The sequence below is a fragment of the Vreelandella sp. H-I2 genome, assembly GCF_052959335.1.
In genome coordinates, this window is record NZ_JBRAMC010000009.1 from 76,958 (window position 1) to 94,073 (window position 17,116).

Genomic DNA, 17,116 nt, shown 5'->3' on the forward strand with positions numbered 1-17,116 from the left:
CTCATGACTGTTTAATAAACGGCATACGCAGTGCCATTACAATAATTAGAAAAGCCCCCCATACCGCGGTGGCTAGATGCTGGCTGGCGCCCATCAGATTCATACCCGAAGCGATGACCTGCAGGCTCATCAAGCCCAGCACCAGTGGTAGCACGCGGCCAAAGCCACCGAAGGGGTTTGCCCCGGCCAGAAAACAGGCCAAAACCGTAATCAGTAGGTAGCTCTCGCCGTGGCCTACGCGTACCGAGTTAAAGCGGGCGAGCATTACCATGCCCGCCAACCCTGCCAAAATGCCGGAAATTGTGTAGACGGTGATTAGCACGCGCTTGACGTTAATGCCCGAGTACTCCGTCGCGCGGGGGTTGGAGCCGAGCATATAAATCGAAAACCCAGTGCGGGTGAAGTGCATGATGTAGATCAACCCTGCGGCAGCGGCGAGAAAGATCAGCATGGGGATGGGGATGCCCAGAAAACTGCCACTGCCGATGGTTTGAAATACCTCCGGCATGCCTGAAATACCGCCACCGCGGGTTAAAAACTCACCTACCCCCTGGAGAAAAATCATCGCACCTAGCGACACCAGAATGGGATGCGCACCCACATAGGCGACGATAACGCCGATTAAAAAGCCTGCGGCTGCGCCAACGACAAGTCCGGCGATAATCGCCAAGGGAACGCTTAGCAGGCCCATGCCTGCCAGTAACCCCTGTACCAGCCAGGCTGTCATCAGCCCTGCGATATTGGCGGTAAAGGTAACTGAGAGGTTCAGACCACCGGAAATAATGGGCAGCAGCATCGCCAGTGAGAGTAACCCCAACTCGGGCAACTGCATCGACATCGAGCCAAAATTAGTGGCGGTCAGAAAGCCCGGTGCCAGTAGTGAGAAGAGTCCAATGCTGCCGATTAGCAGAGCCGTCATGGCGACCACTTCAATGGTATCGCCCCCCAGGCGGAGCCCGGCCGTGGAGGGCTGCTTATTCAGGCGCTTATTCATACGTTCCTCGCCTTGGTGGTGCGGGGCAACAGGTTGCCAAGGTTGCTGGTGGTGATCGCAATCAAGATAATCAGCCCGACAATCATGCGGAAGGCGTAAGGAGTCACGCCCAGCAGATTCAGGCCATTTTGGACAACGGCGAGAAGCAGCACGCCCAGTACGGCGCCGAGCACTGAGCCGCGCCCACCACCCAGGGTGGCGCCGCCTAGCACGACAGCCGCTAGTATGGGCAACTCCTGGCCTATCAAGGCGTTGGGCACGACCTCTTGTACGATATGTGCCTGCATGAGTCCTGCCATACCCGCGCATAGCCCCAGCCAGCCGTAGGCAAAGGCATGAATCTTCCAGACGCTCACGCCAGAGCGGCGAGCGGACTCGGGGCTTGAACCGAAGCCGTAGATAGCACGCCCAAAACCGGTACGGGCCAGAATGAACCAGGTGAGTATTACCATCACCACCATGACTGCGGCGGGTAAGTAGAGCGTGGCTGATCCGCGTTCGGCGGGTAGGTCAAGCAGCGGAACTGAGTAGTAGAGCCAATCGGGGATATCGTAGATGGACACCCCGCTGGTGAAATACATCAAGAGGCCGAAAAACAGGTTAAAGGTGCCGATGGTGACGATGATCGAAACGATTCGGAAGCGATGAATCAGCAGCGCATTGAAGAGCCCCAGTAGCATGCCAACCAGCATCGAAAGCAGGATGCCAAGCAACCAGTTGCCTCCGCCCAGATAATCCATCAGAAGTGACAGCACCACGTACTGCACCACGGATGCCGCCACGGCGAAGGAAATATCTATCCCTCCCGCGATCAAGACAACGACCAGGCCCACTGCAAAGATGATATTGACCGACTGATTGTTAAGCAGGTCGAACAGGTTTTGTAAGGTGAGGAAGCTGTCAGTTGCTAGTGCCAACACTACGCACAGCAACATGAGGATACTCAATAGAGTGCCTTCAGTACCGATCCTTCTGTTTAGCAGTCGTTTATGCATTGATGATCGCCTCCAGCGCTTCTTCCGAGGTCTCCGCAGGTATGACCTCGGAGTAGATGCGCCCCTCGCGCAATACCAGCGCACGATCTGCGTTCATCCAGATTTCTCCTGCCTCATCCGAAATCAGAATGATGGCCATGCCCTGATCAGCAAGATTCCTGATGATGTCGAAAATACCGGCTTTGGCGCCTACATCGACGCCAATTGTCGGGCAGTCAAGAATGAGAACGTCGGGTTCAGTGGCTAGCCATTTGGCGAGTGCAATGCGTTGCTGGTTACCGCCGGATAATGATGAGACCGCAAGCTCGGCGTCACTCACCTTGGTTTTAAGCTGCTCAATCCAGTGGGCGGTCAGTGCCTTGATGCGCTGAGGGGAGAGAAAAAAGCGCGGTTTTTCCAGCCTTGGTAATACGGTCACTGCGGTATTCATATTGATGGATTGGTTTTGCACCAGGCCAAGATTGAGTCGGTCTTCAGAGAGGTAGGCAATTCGGTGGCGCACGGCATCGCGGTTGGAGTTTAGCTTCAGCGGTTGACCCTCTTTTAGCAACTGCCCTGAAGTGGGCTGAGTCATCCCGAAAATTGTGTGAGCTATTTCGGTACGCCCTGCGCCAAGCAAACCCGTAAGTCCGAGAATTTCACCGCGATGCAGGGTGAAAGAGACGTTCTCGAATTCCCCTTCACGACTTAAGTTTTTAAGCTCCAGTACCGGGGCGCCTTTGTGTGTTTCAGCACGAGGGGTTAGTTCAAGTTCAAGCCCGGTCATCAGGGTTGAAAGTCGTGCCTGGGTCATCCCCTCGGTGGGGTAGGTGCCGACCAGCTTCCCATTGCGGAGCACGGTGACGCGTTGGCACACCTCCAACACTTCCACCAGCCGGTGGCTGACCAACACAATGGAAATGCCTTTTGCCGCCAGTGAGCGGGTAATGCCCAGCAGCATCTGTACCTCTTTATAGGTAAGCGAGGCGGTGGGCTCATCCATAAAAATGATACTGGCCCCTGCTTGCAGCACGCGGCAAATTGCAACGAGTTGACGATGGGCAATCGAAAGGTCTTCAACACGGGCCGTGGGATCTAGTTTCAAACCAAACTGCTGAATAATCTCGCGGGATTGCGTCAGCGCATCTTTGTAGGAAATAGGCCGCCAAGGCTTGGCAACGTAGTCATCGAAGACGATATTTTCCGCGACGGTCAGGTGCGGGAACAGCGCGAGGTCTTGCCAGATAACATGAATACCCCGGCTGCGTGCCTCTTTCGGGCTAATAGCAGAGAGGGTTTCATCGCCAAACGTGAACTCAATGCCTGGTTCAGGCTTGTAAACACCGTTGATAATTTTAATGAGGGTGCTTTTGCCACAACCGTTTTCACCTGAAAGGCAAAGCACCTCACCCCGGCGAAGTTCGAATTCGACATCATCGAGCACCCGGCTTTGACCGAAAATCTTGCTGACGTGGCGCGCTCGAATCGCGATATCGCCCATTGGAGGCTCCTCTCTTAACGTCACTGCCGCGCTCTTCAGGAGCACGGCAGTCTCTACGCGATCAATAAGCGCGGTTTTACAGGCCGAGTTCTGCCAACTCATCCACGGTATCTTTGCTCAGCTTGAGTGGCTGTGAAGCAAAGATCGTCTTGCCGTCGAGGGTAATTTCACCCAGTACCGGCAAGTCGGCGCCATCGGTAATCTCTTCGCCGTTATAGAGCATCTCACCCAGGGCAACGAACGCTTTACCCGCCTCAAGAGGGCTCCACTGGAAACCACCGGTAATCACACCTTCGTGCACTAAGCGACGCCCCTGGCCCGGAGAGAACAGGCCCATAACGGCCACATCCCCTTCCAGACCACGCTCTTTCACGGCCCGAGCTGCGCCGATGGTTCCCTGGCTACCAAACGACATGATGCCAGCCAAGTCTTCGTGGGCACGCAGCAAGTCCAGGGTGGTGTTGCGGCTGTCATCGACGCTTTCGGCAACGCCGAAACGATCAGCGGCCTGGGTCAAGCCCGAGCAGTTATCATCGAGCCAGCTCACGGCAGCATCTGCCCAGGCGTTGTGAGCGGGCACGCTGAGGCCGCCAACGTAAACGGCATAAGAGCCTTCGCAGCCGGTGGTGTCAGCCAGTAGCTTGGCGTGCTCTTCACCTAACTGCTGCGCTGAAATCATTTCAAAGTCGTAGTCGATGTTGACCGATTCGGGGCTTTCATGTGTCAGTACGATAATTCCCTGATCACGTGCCCGTTCCAATACCGGCTCAAGAACCTCGCGATCATTCGGGACAACACCAATGACATCAACGCCACGGCTGATCAGATCCTCTATCGCACGCACCTGCAGGGCGGGATCAGCACTGGTAGGGCCTACCATATAGGCTTCTACTCCTAGCTCTTCACTCATTTGTTCGATGCCCATTTCCATGGCATTGAACCAGGGGATGCCACCCACCTTGGCGACCACGGCAATCGTAGGAGACTCCTGAGCCATGGCGCCGGTGCTGCCGATAATGCCTGTTAGCGTAGCTGCGGTAAGAAGTGCTTTGTATTTCATTGTGATTTCCTGCTTGCTGTTGGCTGACCCAGTCAGTGGAATCGCGTGCATTGAAGCGCTTTAATAGTGCTGCTGTACGTTGCGTCATGGTCAAATGAAATGGCGCAAACGCTTCCGAGCCTCACAATGCATAGGAATTTAATGCATAAGAACTTAATGCATAGGAACTTTACACAGTGCTGGATACGTTGAGTGGTACCTAAGCGATGCGTTATCGCTATCGTTATTGTCATTTAATCTAGTATGCACAATCGGTTGTGCAACGTGTAGGATTCATCTATTGCTGCATTACGTCAATGCTACTTTTATCTAATCGCAAGGAGCTGCCCGGTGGTTAGCGACTCTTCAGCCAAGCGGCTGACTATTTACGACTTGGCAAGGTTGGCAGAAACGTCGCCCAGTACCGTCAGTGCCGTGCTCAACGGCACTTGGCAGCGCCGTCGCATCAGCAAGAAACTTGCCAGCAAAATTCTTTCGCTTGCGCAGGCTGAGGGCTATTCGGCCAATATGCAGGCTCGTGCCTTGCGGCGTGAGCGCTCAGGTATTATCGGCATGATTTTGCCGCTGTACGACAACCGCTATTTCAGCTCAATAGCCCAACACTTCGAATCAGAAGCACGGCGTCGGGGGTTGTTTGCGATTGTTTCGTGTACGAATCGAGATCCCAAGCAAGAGTGCGAAGCTGCCCGTATGATGCTTGCTTACCGTGTCGAGTGCCTGGTATGCACCGGCGCAACGGATCCCGATACGATTGCGCAGATGTGTGCAGAGAGCGGCGTACAAAGCATTAATCTCGACCTTCCTGGCAGTAAGGCACCGTCGGTGATTTCCAATAACCGTGAGGGCGCGCGGCAACTCACCCATGCCATCCTCAACCGCCTTGCTGAAGAGAAGCGCAGTGACGACCCTGTACTCTTTATTGGCGGCCGTGATGAAGATCACAATACCCGCGAGCGTATTGCCGGCTTCAAGCAAGCGAGAGAGGAAGTGCGGCTAGCGACGGCGGAAGAGAATATTCTCCCCTGTGATTATGCTGCCGATAAGGCTCAGACTGCCCTTGAAAGGTATATGCTTAAGCGGTCTACCCCGCCCAGCGCTATGTTCGTCAACTCCACGATTTCCCTTGAAGGCATTGTTCGCGGACTACAGCTAAATGGCTATTACCTGGATGATATTATTTTCGGCTGTTTTGACTGGGATCCACTAGCCGCTGCTTTTCATCCGCGTTTGATGATGGTTCGGCAAAATGTGATCGAGATGATCGACCGCGTCTTTGAGCTGATTGATACGCCACCGCAGGATCCACGTCTGCTCATAGAGGTTCAGCCAGAAATAATGGGTGTTAGAGAGGCTCTTTCGCACAGCATTTACTGAATCGAATGAATAGGCTAGCCATTTAGGGCCTGTTGGCAATGCGTTATACACCGTTATTCACTACCAGGATGAAACATGGCCACTTCCAGCCGCGTACACAGCATGACCGCCTTTGCCCGCACCGAGCAGGCTGCCCCGTTTGGCACGCTGCAGGTCGAGATCCGCTCGGTCAACCAGCGCTATTTAGAGCCCCACTTCCGCCTGCATGAAAGCCTGCGTGACCTAGAGCCAGTGCTGCGTGAAGCGCTACGCACCCGCTTGGCCCGGGGAAAAGTGGAGTGCAGCGTAAGGTTTGAGAGCGCCGAAACCGCCCAAGCCCCCGCTGTTAATAGCGTTCGCCTAGCCGCCATTGCTGATGCGCTAAGCGCCATCCAGCAGCAGGTGCCCAGCGCCGTGCCGCCGACAACCTTGGCACTGCTCAACCAGCCTGGCGTGATGGAAACCCAGCACCTCGATCAAGACGCCATCAAGGCCGCCGCCAAAGCGCTGTTTGACCAAGCGCTGGATGAGCTAATTGACGCCCGTGCCCGTGAAGGCGAAAAGCTCGCCGAGATGATCACCACCCGCCTGACGGCGGTAAGTGGACAGGCCGCCATCGTGCGCAGCCTGTTGCCACAGATTCTAGAACGCCAGCGCGTTCAACTGCTGGAACGTTTAGAAATCGCCAAGACTGAGCTCGACCCCCAGCGCCTGGAAGCCGAACTGGTATTGGTAGCGCAAAAAGCCGATGTAGACGAAGAGCTGGATCGCCTGACTGCGCATATCGAAGAAGTAAGCCACCAACTAGCCCAGAAAGGCCCCAAAGGCCGCCGTTTGGACTTCCTGATGCAGGAGCTTAACCGCGAAGCTAACACGCTGTCGTCAAAATCCGTGGTGGCTGAGACGACACGCTGCGCGGTGGAGTTGAAGGTGCTGATCGAACAGATGCGGGAGCAGATTCAAAATATTGAGTGATGTTTTTAGATACTAAAAATCGCCGTTAACCGTCAGACAGGCGAAAGTCAGTATGTAGGCGCATCCAATGTTCTCTAAGTGCCTGCTTATGGGGCTCATGCATAGGCAGCTCTACCAGTGCTTTAGGCCATAAGGTGCGGGCTTTATCAAGTGTGTCATCTAGGTGAGGCTTGATTAAGCGCCAAGGAATGTCGGCTTTTTTGGCCCACTGCTGAAAGCTTTCCATGGAGGTTTGATACCACGCTTTTTGGCCCGCCAAATTGAGCTCAGTAGTACGCTCGTTTTCCATATATACGCTGGTAGTCACAATGTCGTAAGCGGGTGATAGCCTTGGCGTGTAGCGATCAGAATACAAAAGGCTCCAGTTTTTTAAGTGAGCATCGCCGTTGGCGAGCAAAATGTTTACCAGCAGGCGTCGGGCAAACTGCTGGGAATCCGTAATGGGATCACCGGAAAACTGGTACAGAATACGACCGATCTGATCATAACTAGCCGAGCCATACTTTTCATGGGGATATTTCGCCAAGACTTGAGCAAAATCTTCCATATGAACGCGCTCGGTACCGTGCACGCCGCGCTGGCGATCAAAACGCTTGATAGCAAACGCCATAGGCTCTTCTGGCAAACGGATAGCAGGCAGATTGTCTAACGTATCGAGCGCGACCAAGCGTGTTTCCGGCATATCGATGCCTGCCAGGGCTGCCAGTTTCATTGACGAAAATTCGTTTAAGGGAACGTAAACGTGCTGGGTGGAGGGCGTTTTGATAATCCACTCACCCAACTCCCCATTGCCATCATTAACGGCGCTATGGACTAAGTTATAACGGCCATCTTTCTCCTTCATGGAGAACTTCATCTGTACGCCAGCCAGCGAGAATTTATTACCAGGCGCTAGTATCGACGGATATTCAATGGTTTCAGGTCGTGCATATGGCAACCGAGCCAGTACCGGCGCCGGAATGCTGTCTGGGGAGAGTGGGCGTGCGATGAGGGCACCAGGAAGGTCAAGACCAAGCCATGCTAGAAGAGAGAACTCATGGTCAATATGGGTTTTCAAACTATGCGCAAGCAGTTCACGCAGCACACCTTCAGGCAGCAGATTAGATAACAGAGGATGCAACCGTTGGTGCCTCGACCAGTCTCTCGCTAAAATCTCTTCAGATTTAGGGAAATTAGGGTGAGTAATCAGGCTGAGCGTTGGCCGCTCAGGGACGTGGCGAAACTCATCATCGAACAGCAGGATATTCTTGCCATGGGAGTAACCCGCAAGATGTCCCACCACGTTCCCATGCAGAGAGAGCTGCAGAATGCTTAGTCGATCCACTTAGCCCGCCTTTGCATGGTTAATCATCCCCTAATAAGCCTTTCCACGGGTCATCAATGAGGCTATCGCTGGTATCTCCCTTACTGGGAGCAGGTGTGTCTGCTGTATGGCCTGTGAGCAGAGCCAAAACCGCATCGCGTTTCTCTTGGGGGATCAACATAATCTCACTGTTCAATCCCTTAGCCACCAGTTCTAAGGTGTTAAGGCGCGGGTTGCCACTGGCTTCAAGCCGTTGATACTGCTGGCGCGACATCCCCACCCGCATCTGCATGTCATTTTGTTTGAAGCCTAGCGCTATTCGGCGCTTTTTGATTTGATTCAGTAACGGCATGGCGATGTCATCTAATAAGTTGCTTTTTTATTTAATAGCAACATATTAGTTGCTATTTTTTCTAAAAGCAATACATAGGATGACGCTGTAGAAGAGGGATGGTGTGAGATTTTAACGAGAGGCTTATTAAATTTTCTATTCACGGCAGATATTAATGGGAATGTGGCTAATTTTAATCAATGAGCCGGTTCTCATTGACCAAGAAAAAACCGAGCTTCTAATTCCCGCAGAAACCTGAAGGTATTGAGGCAGGGTACTTCGAACTGCTGGCATATATTTGGGACTTTAACTTTACGGGTGTTAGCGGCAGCGACAGCTTCATGCGTTACTACACTGGCACCGATAGCTTTTGCTTTGGCAATAATCCATGGATCGGCTTTTGACAGGAAGTTGTCGCGATTGCCGGGGTTATAGTCGCCTTCCACAACGAACTGAACGATATCTGCAAAAAGTGTTTGGGTAAGCCCATCATCGTTGCTGATAAAGTGGTCTGGCCGCTCTCGAACCCAGTTAGCCAGCTCATCGTTACCTTCTTTTAGCTCTCGGCCAATCATATCGACACTGGCAATGGTACCTAACGCAAACTGCCTATCCAGCCAGTCCCAGTAAGCGGGGCAAATATCCATTCCGTAGTACTGGTTTTTCGCTTCGATATAGGTATTTGCGTCCAGTAAATATCTCAAATGCCCAGCTCCTTAGCGAAGCGCTCTATTTTATTCGGTTTGACTCCGCCCAGCAGGTCGCTCGCTTCACGTAACATCAACTGACCACTCAGCGCTTCACTGACGACCGCCCTAGAAAATGATTGGCTGATTTGGGCTTTTTTAGTCTGGTAGTAGGTTGGCCCACCACTGCTCTCATTTGCTTTATGTTGCGCCTGCTGTTCAGCAATATAACGACCGTATTGCGCTTGAGAGATAAAATTGAGCGTTAGGGCTCGGCGCGCCAATGCCCAGGTGCTGACGTGAAAGTGGGCTTCCAACGTCGGTAAGTTATCTTGCCAGTGCACTAAATCGTGTTGCCAAAGAGAGCTGAATTCTCGTTCTGGTACTAAAAACTCCGCCGCAACGGCATTACAAAGCACTTCTTGTTGGCGGTGCGTATTAGCTTTTCCGTCGGAAATGCCAGATTGCCCAATCCAAACATGACAAAGCTCATGGATCAGGGTGAATAAGCGCGCACCTAGCGCATCGCCATGATTGACGAAAATGATAGACGCATAGTCATCAACAATGGCAAACCCGCGAAATTCTTCAACGCGCAAAGGGCGTGTGTAGTGGCCCATATCGCCTTGACGCATCATCAGGATGCCCAGTGCTTCGATTCGCTGGGTTAAATCGCGGTAATAGTCATCCCATTTGCCACGCTTTGGGTGATCCCCAACGCCTAACTGGGAGCGCATGTCGGCGACGATTTCATCGACAGAGTGATTAGCAGAAAAGCGGCCAACATGTGGGTTGGGCTCTGCAAAGTGCTGCTTTAAGTAGTCTCGGTACCACTCCTGGCGCTGAAGCATTAGCTTGATCAGATCAAAAAGCTCAGCACTCGGGCGAGTGACACCTTGGCCTCCCAGCGTTCTAAGGTCAGGTATGGGCAACACTTCTTCGGGCGGCTCTGTGAGAAACAGGTAGCCAAAAGGAACATAGGCCTTTTCGGCAAACTGCATCGCCTGACGGAAGGTGATGGGCTGTTCACCCGCTTCCCAAGCCAGCAGTTTTTCTTCATTCACCCCACACTTATGTGCAAATTCAGCCACCGGGATGCCGGAGCGCTCGCGCGCCCAGGTCAGCATCTGGGTGTTGATATTTGCCTTGGCCATACGGGGTTTTCCTGTGTATCAATCTTATTCGTGTATTGAGGAATGATTAAGCTGAGTCTAGCAGCACCGTGCATAGCGCCCAATAGGGTAATGAGTTAAGAGGTCATACTTTGTCTTGGAGTAGATATTTTTAAGCATCTAAATAAAACTTAAGTCGTCATATTCTGCCAAATGTGGCTTCCATATCGTTTTTGTCAGCTTGTTGGCGCTTCCAATCTAACAGTGTCCATATATCTCGAAGAAATTCCGCATCCTGCGCTGCTAAGTGTTCGCAGACGCGGTACCACCAAAAGCTCCCTTCCGATGTTCGGTAATCAAGTGGCATACGACCAGCAAAGCGACCCAACTGAACACGGAAATCATTAAAATCTCCAGGGTTGAGTAGGCGTGAAGTGATAGTTTCACAAAAACTGACAGCGACACGGTTTTCAATACGAGAAGGCACTTGATAAACCTCTCGCCAGACACTGATTTTATTAAGCAGTTCTGCAGGGGCGTCTGGAAAATTAACAACAACTTCTTCAATAGGGGCATCGATAGGATTAAGTTTTAGCCTTTCTAAAGTTTTTGGTTGAACTTCTACTTTGGCATAAGAATAACAACTCTCTAGGGAAGGTGGGAGCGGGTAAAACGCTTTTCGTCTTTCACCTTCGCTATTAATTAGCAGGTTCCTAGCACCTTTAGCCTTTGAATTACATGTATGGCATGTAGGTATAAAGTTTCCAGGATGGGCACCATATATCGAGTATTTATCTTTACACAAAATATGGTCATAGTCGGCTCGCCATTGGTCTTCATCGGCTAAGTTGGTTCGGTTTTGAGAAAGATATTCAGTACCACATACATAGCAAAGTAAACTGTTATTGTTGATGCGCAAAAAATCTTGATAGTGCCTCTCAATAGAGCTACCTGACTGTCGTTTTGCTTCAGAAAGACTTTTGGTTCGTAAGAACAGATGTGTAGTTAATGCTTTTACGGCGCTAAATAGCTCTTCTGGCTCAATCAAAGGTAAGTCTTCGTCGATGTCATCAAAAAAGATTTCGATGTTCTGGCATCGCCTTACCAAATTATATAAATTTCTCCGTGCATCCACCCCAGTCGGTAAAACGCTCCAAAGATCATGAAATTTTTCACGTGTTTCAAGATTAGTCCAACAAACACTACGAACGTTACCATCCGGGCAGGTGTGTTCTGTGAATAGAGCTTCCGAGAACACATTGCCTTGAATAGATTCCTGCAAGAAGTGTAAGAACTCATTGTTTAGCAAAATAAATACATTACAAAGGGGAGTCTGGGGGTGAAGTGGAAATAACATTATTCTTTTAACTTCCTTAATAAATATGCTTTTTCCATGGAGTCCCCTAAATTTTCCTCAATCCAGCGACTAGCTTTAGCAGCGTCATCTGATCGGTTATCCGCCGGAAGTCGCCGTCTAATATCTTCAACTACTGATTGGGATATCAAGGAGCGAAGCCCATAGTACTCTTTAATTAGCACATCAAACGGTGATCCATATGTTTGACTAAAAGCAGGCACCATCGAAATTAAGCTGTCACTGTCGCGCTCAAAGAACCTTACATTTTCCCGTTTAAGCGATGAAATCATAAAAGGCGAGTGAGTTGAAAGAAAAATCTGTGACGGCCTATCAGTTTTGTCTCCTAAAGAGATAGCTCTTGTGAGATGGCTATGGAAATATGTGCGCCATGAGGGATTAAGGTGCGTCTCTGGCTCATCGAACAGGAAAAGTGCTTGAGACCTGCTGAAAATAAAAGCAGCAGCCATAATCTGCATTAGTTGGGCTTCACCGTCCGAAAGATCATCCAGGCTTACCGTATTCCCACTGTTATCTTCCAGTAATAATTCTACGATACTCAAAGGCAATTTTGTTTTCAGAGGCTTTTTAACAGCCCCAAAAAAATCACACCTGCGAAGCTCTTGCCGTACCGAATAGCCCCAATTTTTAATTCCAAGCTGCTGGATATTATACAGCCGCTTGAAAAAGGTTAGTGGATCGCTGTAATTCGTTTCTCTCAGCTTTTCCAATAATTCTTGGTCAAAAAGATCAAGCGTAATTTCTCCTGCAAGATAGTTCAGTTCATATACTTCATATTGGGCATCAGTAGTTGGCTGCCCAATACGGTGGACTCGCTCCTCACCTGCAATGCGAATCAACATTTTCACATCACGGATTGCATCCTCTTCAATTATCCCAGTGCGAAGGTCATAGCGGATAACCGCTTTGTGCAGCCGATTGAAGGCCACTTCACTGAATAAATTCTGTACTGCTTGGTGCTCCAGAACTGCAAGGCTTAACAGTAGAAGACCCATGTTGTCATAATCGATATAAATAAGTTGACTGGCTTTCTGGCTCATCTCTATCACGTCAAGGTATCCCCCTTGATCGAAAGCTTCACCAGACACTGAACTGAAAATGTGCGGGTACTTCTCTACATATTGTTGATTAATATCAGCTCTTCTTTTCTCATCAATCTTGCCAGAGAGCTCCTTTTGTCGCTTTGCACTGACACGGCGAACTTCGAATTGTTGTACTGCATTCTTCATGAAACTGCGCTGCAGATTCTCGTTCAAGCCAGAGGCGTAACCCACTACCTGGGGTATTGGGATGTTGCTCTCATCATCCAATGGAAACCAATCACCGCCCTGACGAACCGCAACGTAGATACGACCAATAGGTTCTATACGGACTTGAAATTCTGCCAACCCAGAGTAATTAAAGAGTGCATCATGACGAGCCAACACATCAATATCGTGTCGCAAATCCCATTCGTAATGCAACATAACGCCGAAACCAAGACCGTTACCCGAAACTTCTAATTCGGTGGTATCGACTTCGCCGGTTTGAGTGTTGATGATCTCGATGGGTTTACCTTTCTCAAACAGGATGCCTTCTTGGGTCAGCAGGGTTTCATAGCGGATGGGCGGCTCGTGGTCGATCAGCCAGTCGTCCGCCACCGCCTCCCGGTAGGAGTAGGTGTACACCGGTTTGCCGAAAATCTCGCTGGTGTGCTTGGCCGGGGTAGCGGTGAGCGCGATTTTGATCGCATCGAAGTAATCAAGTACCCGGCGATAGCTGGAAAGGTACTGGCTAGCGTCGCGGGTGGCCAGCTCGCCTTCGGTCATTTCCTGATCTAGCGTGTAGCCGCGGTGGGCTTCGTCGATAATGATGCAGTCGAATTGATCAATGGGCGGCGGCTGGTCGCTCATAAAAATGCGCTTCACCATGGCCTGCACGGTGGCCACCTGCACACGGGTTTCCGCTTCCGCTGCCATATCGCCCAGTTCCGCCACGTTGTAGATCTTGCTTAGGGTTTGGTTCTGCTCTAACGGGGCTTCGTTGAAGGCGTCAATGGCTTGATCGCCAAGGGCTGTTCGGTCAACCAGAAATAGAATGCGGTGAAAACGCTCGGTTTTTAAAAAACGGTACATCAGGCCGATGATAGTGCGGGTTTTGCCGGTACCGGTGGCCATGGCTAGCAGCGCAGAGCGGGTGCCGTGGGCCAATGCATGTTCCGTCGCCAGAATCGCCTTTTGCTGGTACTCCCTGAGCCGCAGGTAACCGAAAGGCTCTTGTTTGAGCAGCTTGTCGGCGTTTTCCCTGTCACGTTCCAGCAGGTTTAATAGGCCACCGGGAGTATGAAAGCGGGGTAAGGCGCGGCGGGTGTTGCTGGGTTCTCGTGTATCTCGAAACCAGGTGCCCGACTGTTCTGCCAGCTGTGGTAGATAGGGGCGTCCGTTGCAGGAGTACACGAAAGGTACCTTAAAGTGTCCTTCTTCATCCGCAGGCCATGCAATGGTTCGCCCGGCAAGTTCCCAGGCGCCGACCAGCGGTGGTTCAATGCTTAGGCCTTTGCTGTAGCGCTCCGATTGATCAATCTTGCCCGCCACATTGGTGTTCTCTTTTTTAGCTTCGACCACGGCAATCGGCGTTAAGCCGCAAAAAAGCACGTAATCTGCTCGTTCCTTTGGGCCATTGGTTTGATGCGCTGGCTGAGTGGGCCATTCAGCAATAGCGCGGTAGGTGCCTTTCGCGGGGCGAGCCCCTTTTTGATAGGTAATCTCTTGGCTGTCGGCTTCCCAGCCTGCTTCATTGAGCTGCTGATCAACCAGTATTCGTGTTAACTCTTCACTCAGCACTAATATATCGCTGGCGGCTTTGGTTTTACTGGCGACCTGCTGGCGCTGCTGATTAACGCTGCTTTCGCTCTGGGTGGTGAGTTGTGTTTGCAGGGTGCGGATTTTGGCTTCGTAAGCCTGTTGCTGCTGGTCTAGTGCCTGTTCGTGGCTTTGTGCCTGTTTTGCCAGGGCCCGGGACTCTTCATCCATGGCCAAGGCCAGCGCCTCGTATTCCTGTTTTTCTTGCTCGACCAGTCGGCTAAGCTGCTGGCTACTGTCCAATGCCTTGTTGGCGTGTTGAAGCTCGTGGCGGAGCTTTTCAATATCGGCCTGAAGCTGGCGCGACTGCGCGCTGGGGTCAGCGGGTGGTACAAAGGGGCCAAGCTTGAAGGCAGTGCCTGCCTTGCCAAACGAACGGTGGAACCAGATCGCCAGTTCGCGGGCAAGCTTCAGGCCATCCATTGCTTCTTTGTGGCGGGTGCGAAACTGGTGGGTGGCTTTGTTGCCCTCGATACGCAGAGTGTGGAATAGCTCTTTTACTTGAGGTTCGAGGCGCAGCTCGCGATTTAAACGGTAGAGTAAGTCGGCTTGGCTGGTTTGGTTATCAAACTCGATCCCGGAGATTGCCGCCATATGCTGGGCAAGCGCTTCTCCCAATTGGCGCAGCTTAATTAAGGTGGTGTTGGGGTCGCTAACAAAGGCGTGTTCGGCAGCGGTGGCCAGTTCGACAAATAGCGCATCATGCTCTGCTAAAAAGCCAAAGTTGCTGGGAGGATAGGTCGATGTCATTACATTTACTCTCCACATCTTTGCCAATTGGCTTTGTCGCGGCTGCTTCATCACCATCCATACTAATGAAATAGAGTGTGCTTAGCTAAGTCTACTTTTGGGGGCGTGCTATTTATCACTCATCGCTTAGCTCTTGCTGCTGAAGCTGTTCCACTGCCTGAGCCCGTTCACGCTCTAACTCGCGTTTCAGCTCATCTTCTGAGGGTAAATAGGGCAGGTATTTCGCCGCAAACAGCTGTTTTTGCTCGGCCAGCACTGAGTACTTCACCACGGCTTCGCTTTTTTCACTGCACAGCACCAAGCCGATGGTGGGGTTATCGTCGCTGCCCTTGCGCTGCTCATCGTATAAGCGCACGTAGGTATCCATCTGGCCGATATCCTGATGCCTGAGCTTGCCGAGCTTTAGATCCACCAGTAAAAAGCATTTCAGTTTGAAGTTGTAGAACACCAGGTCTATATAGAAATCCTCGTCATCAAAGCGGATGCGCTGCTGGCGCTCCACAAAGGCAAAGCCTTTGCCCAGCTCAAGTAAGAACTGCTGCAGGTTGCTGATAATGGCCTGCTCTAGCTGGCTTTCCTGATAGGTTTTATCCTGCAGATTAAGAAAATCCAGAATGTAGGGATCACGCAGGTAGTCTTTGGCGCTTTCCGCCAGTGGCTGAGTGTTTTCTTTGGCTTCCTGTTCAACCAGGGATTTGTCCTGGCTGGTCAGCAGGCGCTCGTAGTAGAGGGTGCTAATCTGGCGTTCTAGAGCTCTGGCGCTCCAGCTTTGGTTGATCGCTTCTTGCAAATACCAGGCGCGGGCTTGGGCGTTTTCTATTCGCAGAAGGGTGCGATAGTGAGTCCAACTCAATTCGAGACGCACTGCGTCGCGAATTGGAAAGGCGTGATAAAACTGGCGCATATTGCGCAAGTTGGTGACATCAAATCCCTTTCCCAGCCGCTCGGTAAGCTGTTTCGAAAGCTGCTTAAGCTGCTGCTTACCATACTCTGCACGACGATTGCCTTGCTGTTCGTGCTCGACAATCAAACGGCCTACTTCCCAGTAGCTTTGTACCATAGCCGTATTGACGGCTTGGCGAACCTGCCCGCGTGCTTGCTCTATCTGTTGGGTAATCGCGCTAACAAGGCTGCTAAAGGCGATTGGGCTCTGCTCGGTCATAAGCTTACCCTTGGCGTCATAGAGTAATGTCAGTTGGCTTAGGCTTAACCATATCAAATTTTGCCGATTTAAGGACGCCTCCCCATGCCCACCCTACGCCATCTCACTTTAACCTTGTTGCTCGGTGTGCTGGGTATGCTCCCCATCGCTCAAGCCAACCCCACCACTTGGCAAGCACTCCAAGAAGGCGGCTTGGTGATTCTTATGCGTCACTCCCTGGCCCCTGGCATTGGTGACCCGCCGGGTTTTGAGATTTCCCAATATGATACCCAGCGCAATCTTTCGGCCCAGGGTCGCGCCCATGCACACGCCGCCGGGCGTGCGTTTCGTGCGCGGGATATTCCCATTGCGGCAGTGTATTCATCGCGCTGGTGCCGGGCGCTGGATACTGCTGAGCTGATGGCGCTGGGGCCTGTAACGCCTACCCGCTGGCTGGACTCGTTCTTTAGTGGGCGCGGTGATCAGGCGTCCATCACCCAAACCGCCCAAGAGCAGATTGCCGCCTGGCAGGGGCCGGGTAATTTGTTGCTGGTCACTCATCAGGTAAATATCACCGCACTGATTGGAGGCGGCGTTGGTTCGGGGGAGATGATCGTGGTGCGTCCAGCGGATGATTCGTTTCGGGTCGTGGGGCGATTAAGCGTTAGCGGCCAGTAAGTTGCGTCTTCTCCGCAGGAGCCGTTATAAAGTAAAAAGATTT

Annotated in this window: 14 protein-coding genes; 3 read left to right on the plus strand and 11 right to left on the minus strand. The window is 51.7% G+C overall.

Annotation, left to right across the window (positions count from 1 at the left end):
- Nucleotide 1 precedes the first annotated feature (1 nt).
- From ACUVOF_RS19910 to ACUVOF_RS19925, 4 genes are read right to left on the minus strand one after another with little or no spacing between them, the layout of a single operon-like run.
- The gene (locus ACUVOF_RS19910) at nt 2-994 is read right to left on the minus strand and encodes an ABC transporter permease (RefSeq protein ID WP_447045995.1); all 993 of its coding nucleotides are present in this window, start codon (nt 992-994) and stop codon (nt 2-4) included.
- Complete coding sequence (locus ACUVOF_RS19915) at nt 991-1,989, minus strand: ABC transporter permease (RefSeq protein ID WP_447045996.1); 999 nt, start codon at nt 1,987-1,989, stop codon at nt 991-993. The genes ACUVOF_RS19910 and ACUVOF_RS19915 overlap by 4 nt, the downstream gene beginning before the upstream one ends.
- Entirely contained in the window at nt 1,982-3,571 is a 1,590-nt protein-coding gene (locus ACUVOF_RS19920) for a sugar ABC transporter ATP-binding protein (protein WP_447045997.1), read from the minus strand. Before ACUVOF_RS19920 ends, ACUVOF_RS19915 begins: the two co-directional genes overlap by 8 nt.
- Nucleotides 3,546-4,529: a substrate-binding domain-containing protein gene (locus tag ACUVOF_RS19925; protein WP_447045998.1), complete on the minus strand. Its 984-nt coding sequence runs from the start codon at nt 4,527-4,529 to the stop codon at nt 3,546-3,548. Before ACUVOF_RS19925 ends, ACUVOF_RS19920 begins: the two co-directional genes overlap by 26 nt.
- 330 nt (nt 4,530-4,859) lie before the next feature.
- On the opposite strand from ACUVOF_RS19925, the gene ACUVOF_RS19930 reads away from it, so the two are divergent.
- Nucleotides 4,860-5,903 carry a substrate-binding domain-containing protein gene (locus tag ACUVOF_RS19930; protein ID WP_447045999.1) on the plus strand — a complete coding sequence of 348 codons (1,044 nt, stop codon included), beginning with the start codon at nt 4,860-4,862 and terminating at the stop codon, nt 5,901-5,903.
- A 75-nt stretch (nt 5,904-5,978) separates the two neighbouring features.
- Complete coding sequence (locus ACUVOF_RS19935; RefSeq protein ID WP_447046000.1) at nt 5,979-6,857, plus strand: YicC/YloC family endoribonuclease; 879 nt, start codon at nt 5,979-5,981, stop codon at nt 6,855-6,857.
- Nucleotides 6,858-6,882: 25 nt separating this feature from the next.
- Here the strand turns inward: ACUVOF_RS19935 and ACUVOF_RS19940 are convergent, their stop codons facing one another.
- From ACUVOF_RS19940 to ACUVOF_RS19970, 7 genes are all read right to left on the minus strand, one after another.
- Complete coding sequence (locus ACUVOF_RS19940; protein ID WP_447046001.1) at nt 6,883-8,181, minus strand: type II toxin-antitoxin system HipA family toxin; 1,299 nt, start codon at nt 8,179-8,181, stop codon at nt 6,883-6,885.
- Nucleotides 8,182-8,200: 19 nt separating this feature from the next.
- Nucleotides 8,201-8,512 carry a helix-turn-helix transcriptional regulator gene (locus ACUVOF_RS19945; protein WP_447046002.1) on the minus strand — a complete coding sequence of 104 codons (312 nt, stop codon included), beginning with the start codon at nt 8,510-8,512 and terminating at the stop codon, nt 8,201-8,203.
- A gap of 191 nt (nt 8,513-8,703) precedes the next feature.
- On the minus strand, nt 8,704-9,195 hold the full coding sequence (locus ACUVOF_RS19950) for a DUF4411 family protein (protein WP_447046003.1): 492 nt from the start codon (nt 9,193-9,195) through the stop codon (nt 8,704-8,706).
- Nucleotides 9,192-10,331 carry an ImmA/IrrE family metallo-endopeptidase gene (locus tag ACUVOF_RS19955; RefSeq protein ID WP_447046004.1) on the minus strand — a complete coding sequence of 380 codons (1,140 nt, stop codon included), beginning with the start codon at nt 10,329-10,331 and terminating at the stop codon, nt 9,192-9,194. The genes ACUVOF_RS19950 and ACUVOF_RS19955 overlap by 4 nt, the downstream gene beginning before the upstream one ends.
- 157 nt (nt 10,332-10,488) lie before the next feature.
- On the minus strand, nt 10,489-11,646 hold the full coding sequence (locus ACUVOF_RS19960; protein WP_447046005.1) for a hypothetical protein: 1,158 nt from the start codon (nt 11,644-11,646) through the stop codon (nt 10,489-10,491).
- Nucleotides 11,646-15,254 (minus strand): type I restriction-modification system endonuclease, encoded by a 3,609-nt coding sequence (hsdR, locus tag ACUVOF_RS19965; RefSeq protein ID WP_447046006.1) that lies wholly within the window; start codon nt 15,252-15,254, stop codon nt 11,646-11,648. The genes ACUVOF_RS19960 and hsdR overlap by 1 nt, the downstream gene beginning before the upstream one ends.
- Nucleotides 15,255-15,369: 115 nt before the next feature.
- Nucleotides 15,370-16,416, minus strand: coding sequence for a PDDEXK nuclease domain-containing protein (locus tag ACUVOF_RS19970; RefSeq protein WP_447046007.1), 1,047 nt, complete (start codon nt 16,414-16,416; stop codon nt 15,370-15,372).
- Nucleotides 16,417-16,500: 84 nt separating this feature from the next.
- Here ACUVOF_RS19970 and ACUVOF_RS19975 point away from each other — a divergent pair, with 84 nt between their 5' ends.
- Nucleotides 16,501-17,073, plus strand: coding sequence for a histidine phosphatase family protein (locus ACUVOF_RS19975; protein ID WP_447046008.1), 573 nt, complete (start codon nt 16,501-16,503; stop codon nt 17,071-17,073).
- The last annotated feature ends 43 nt before the right edge of the window (nt 17,074-17,116 follow it).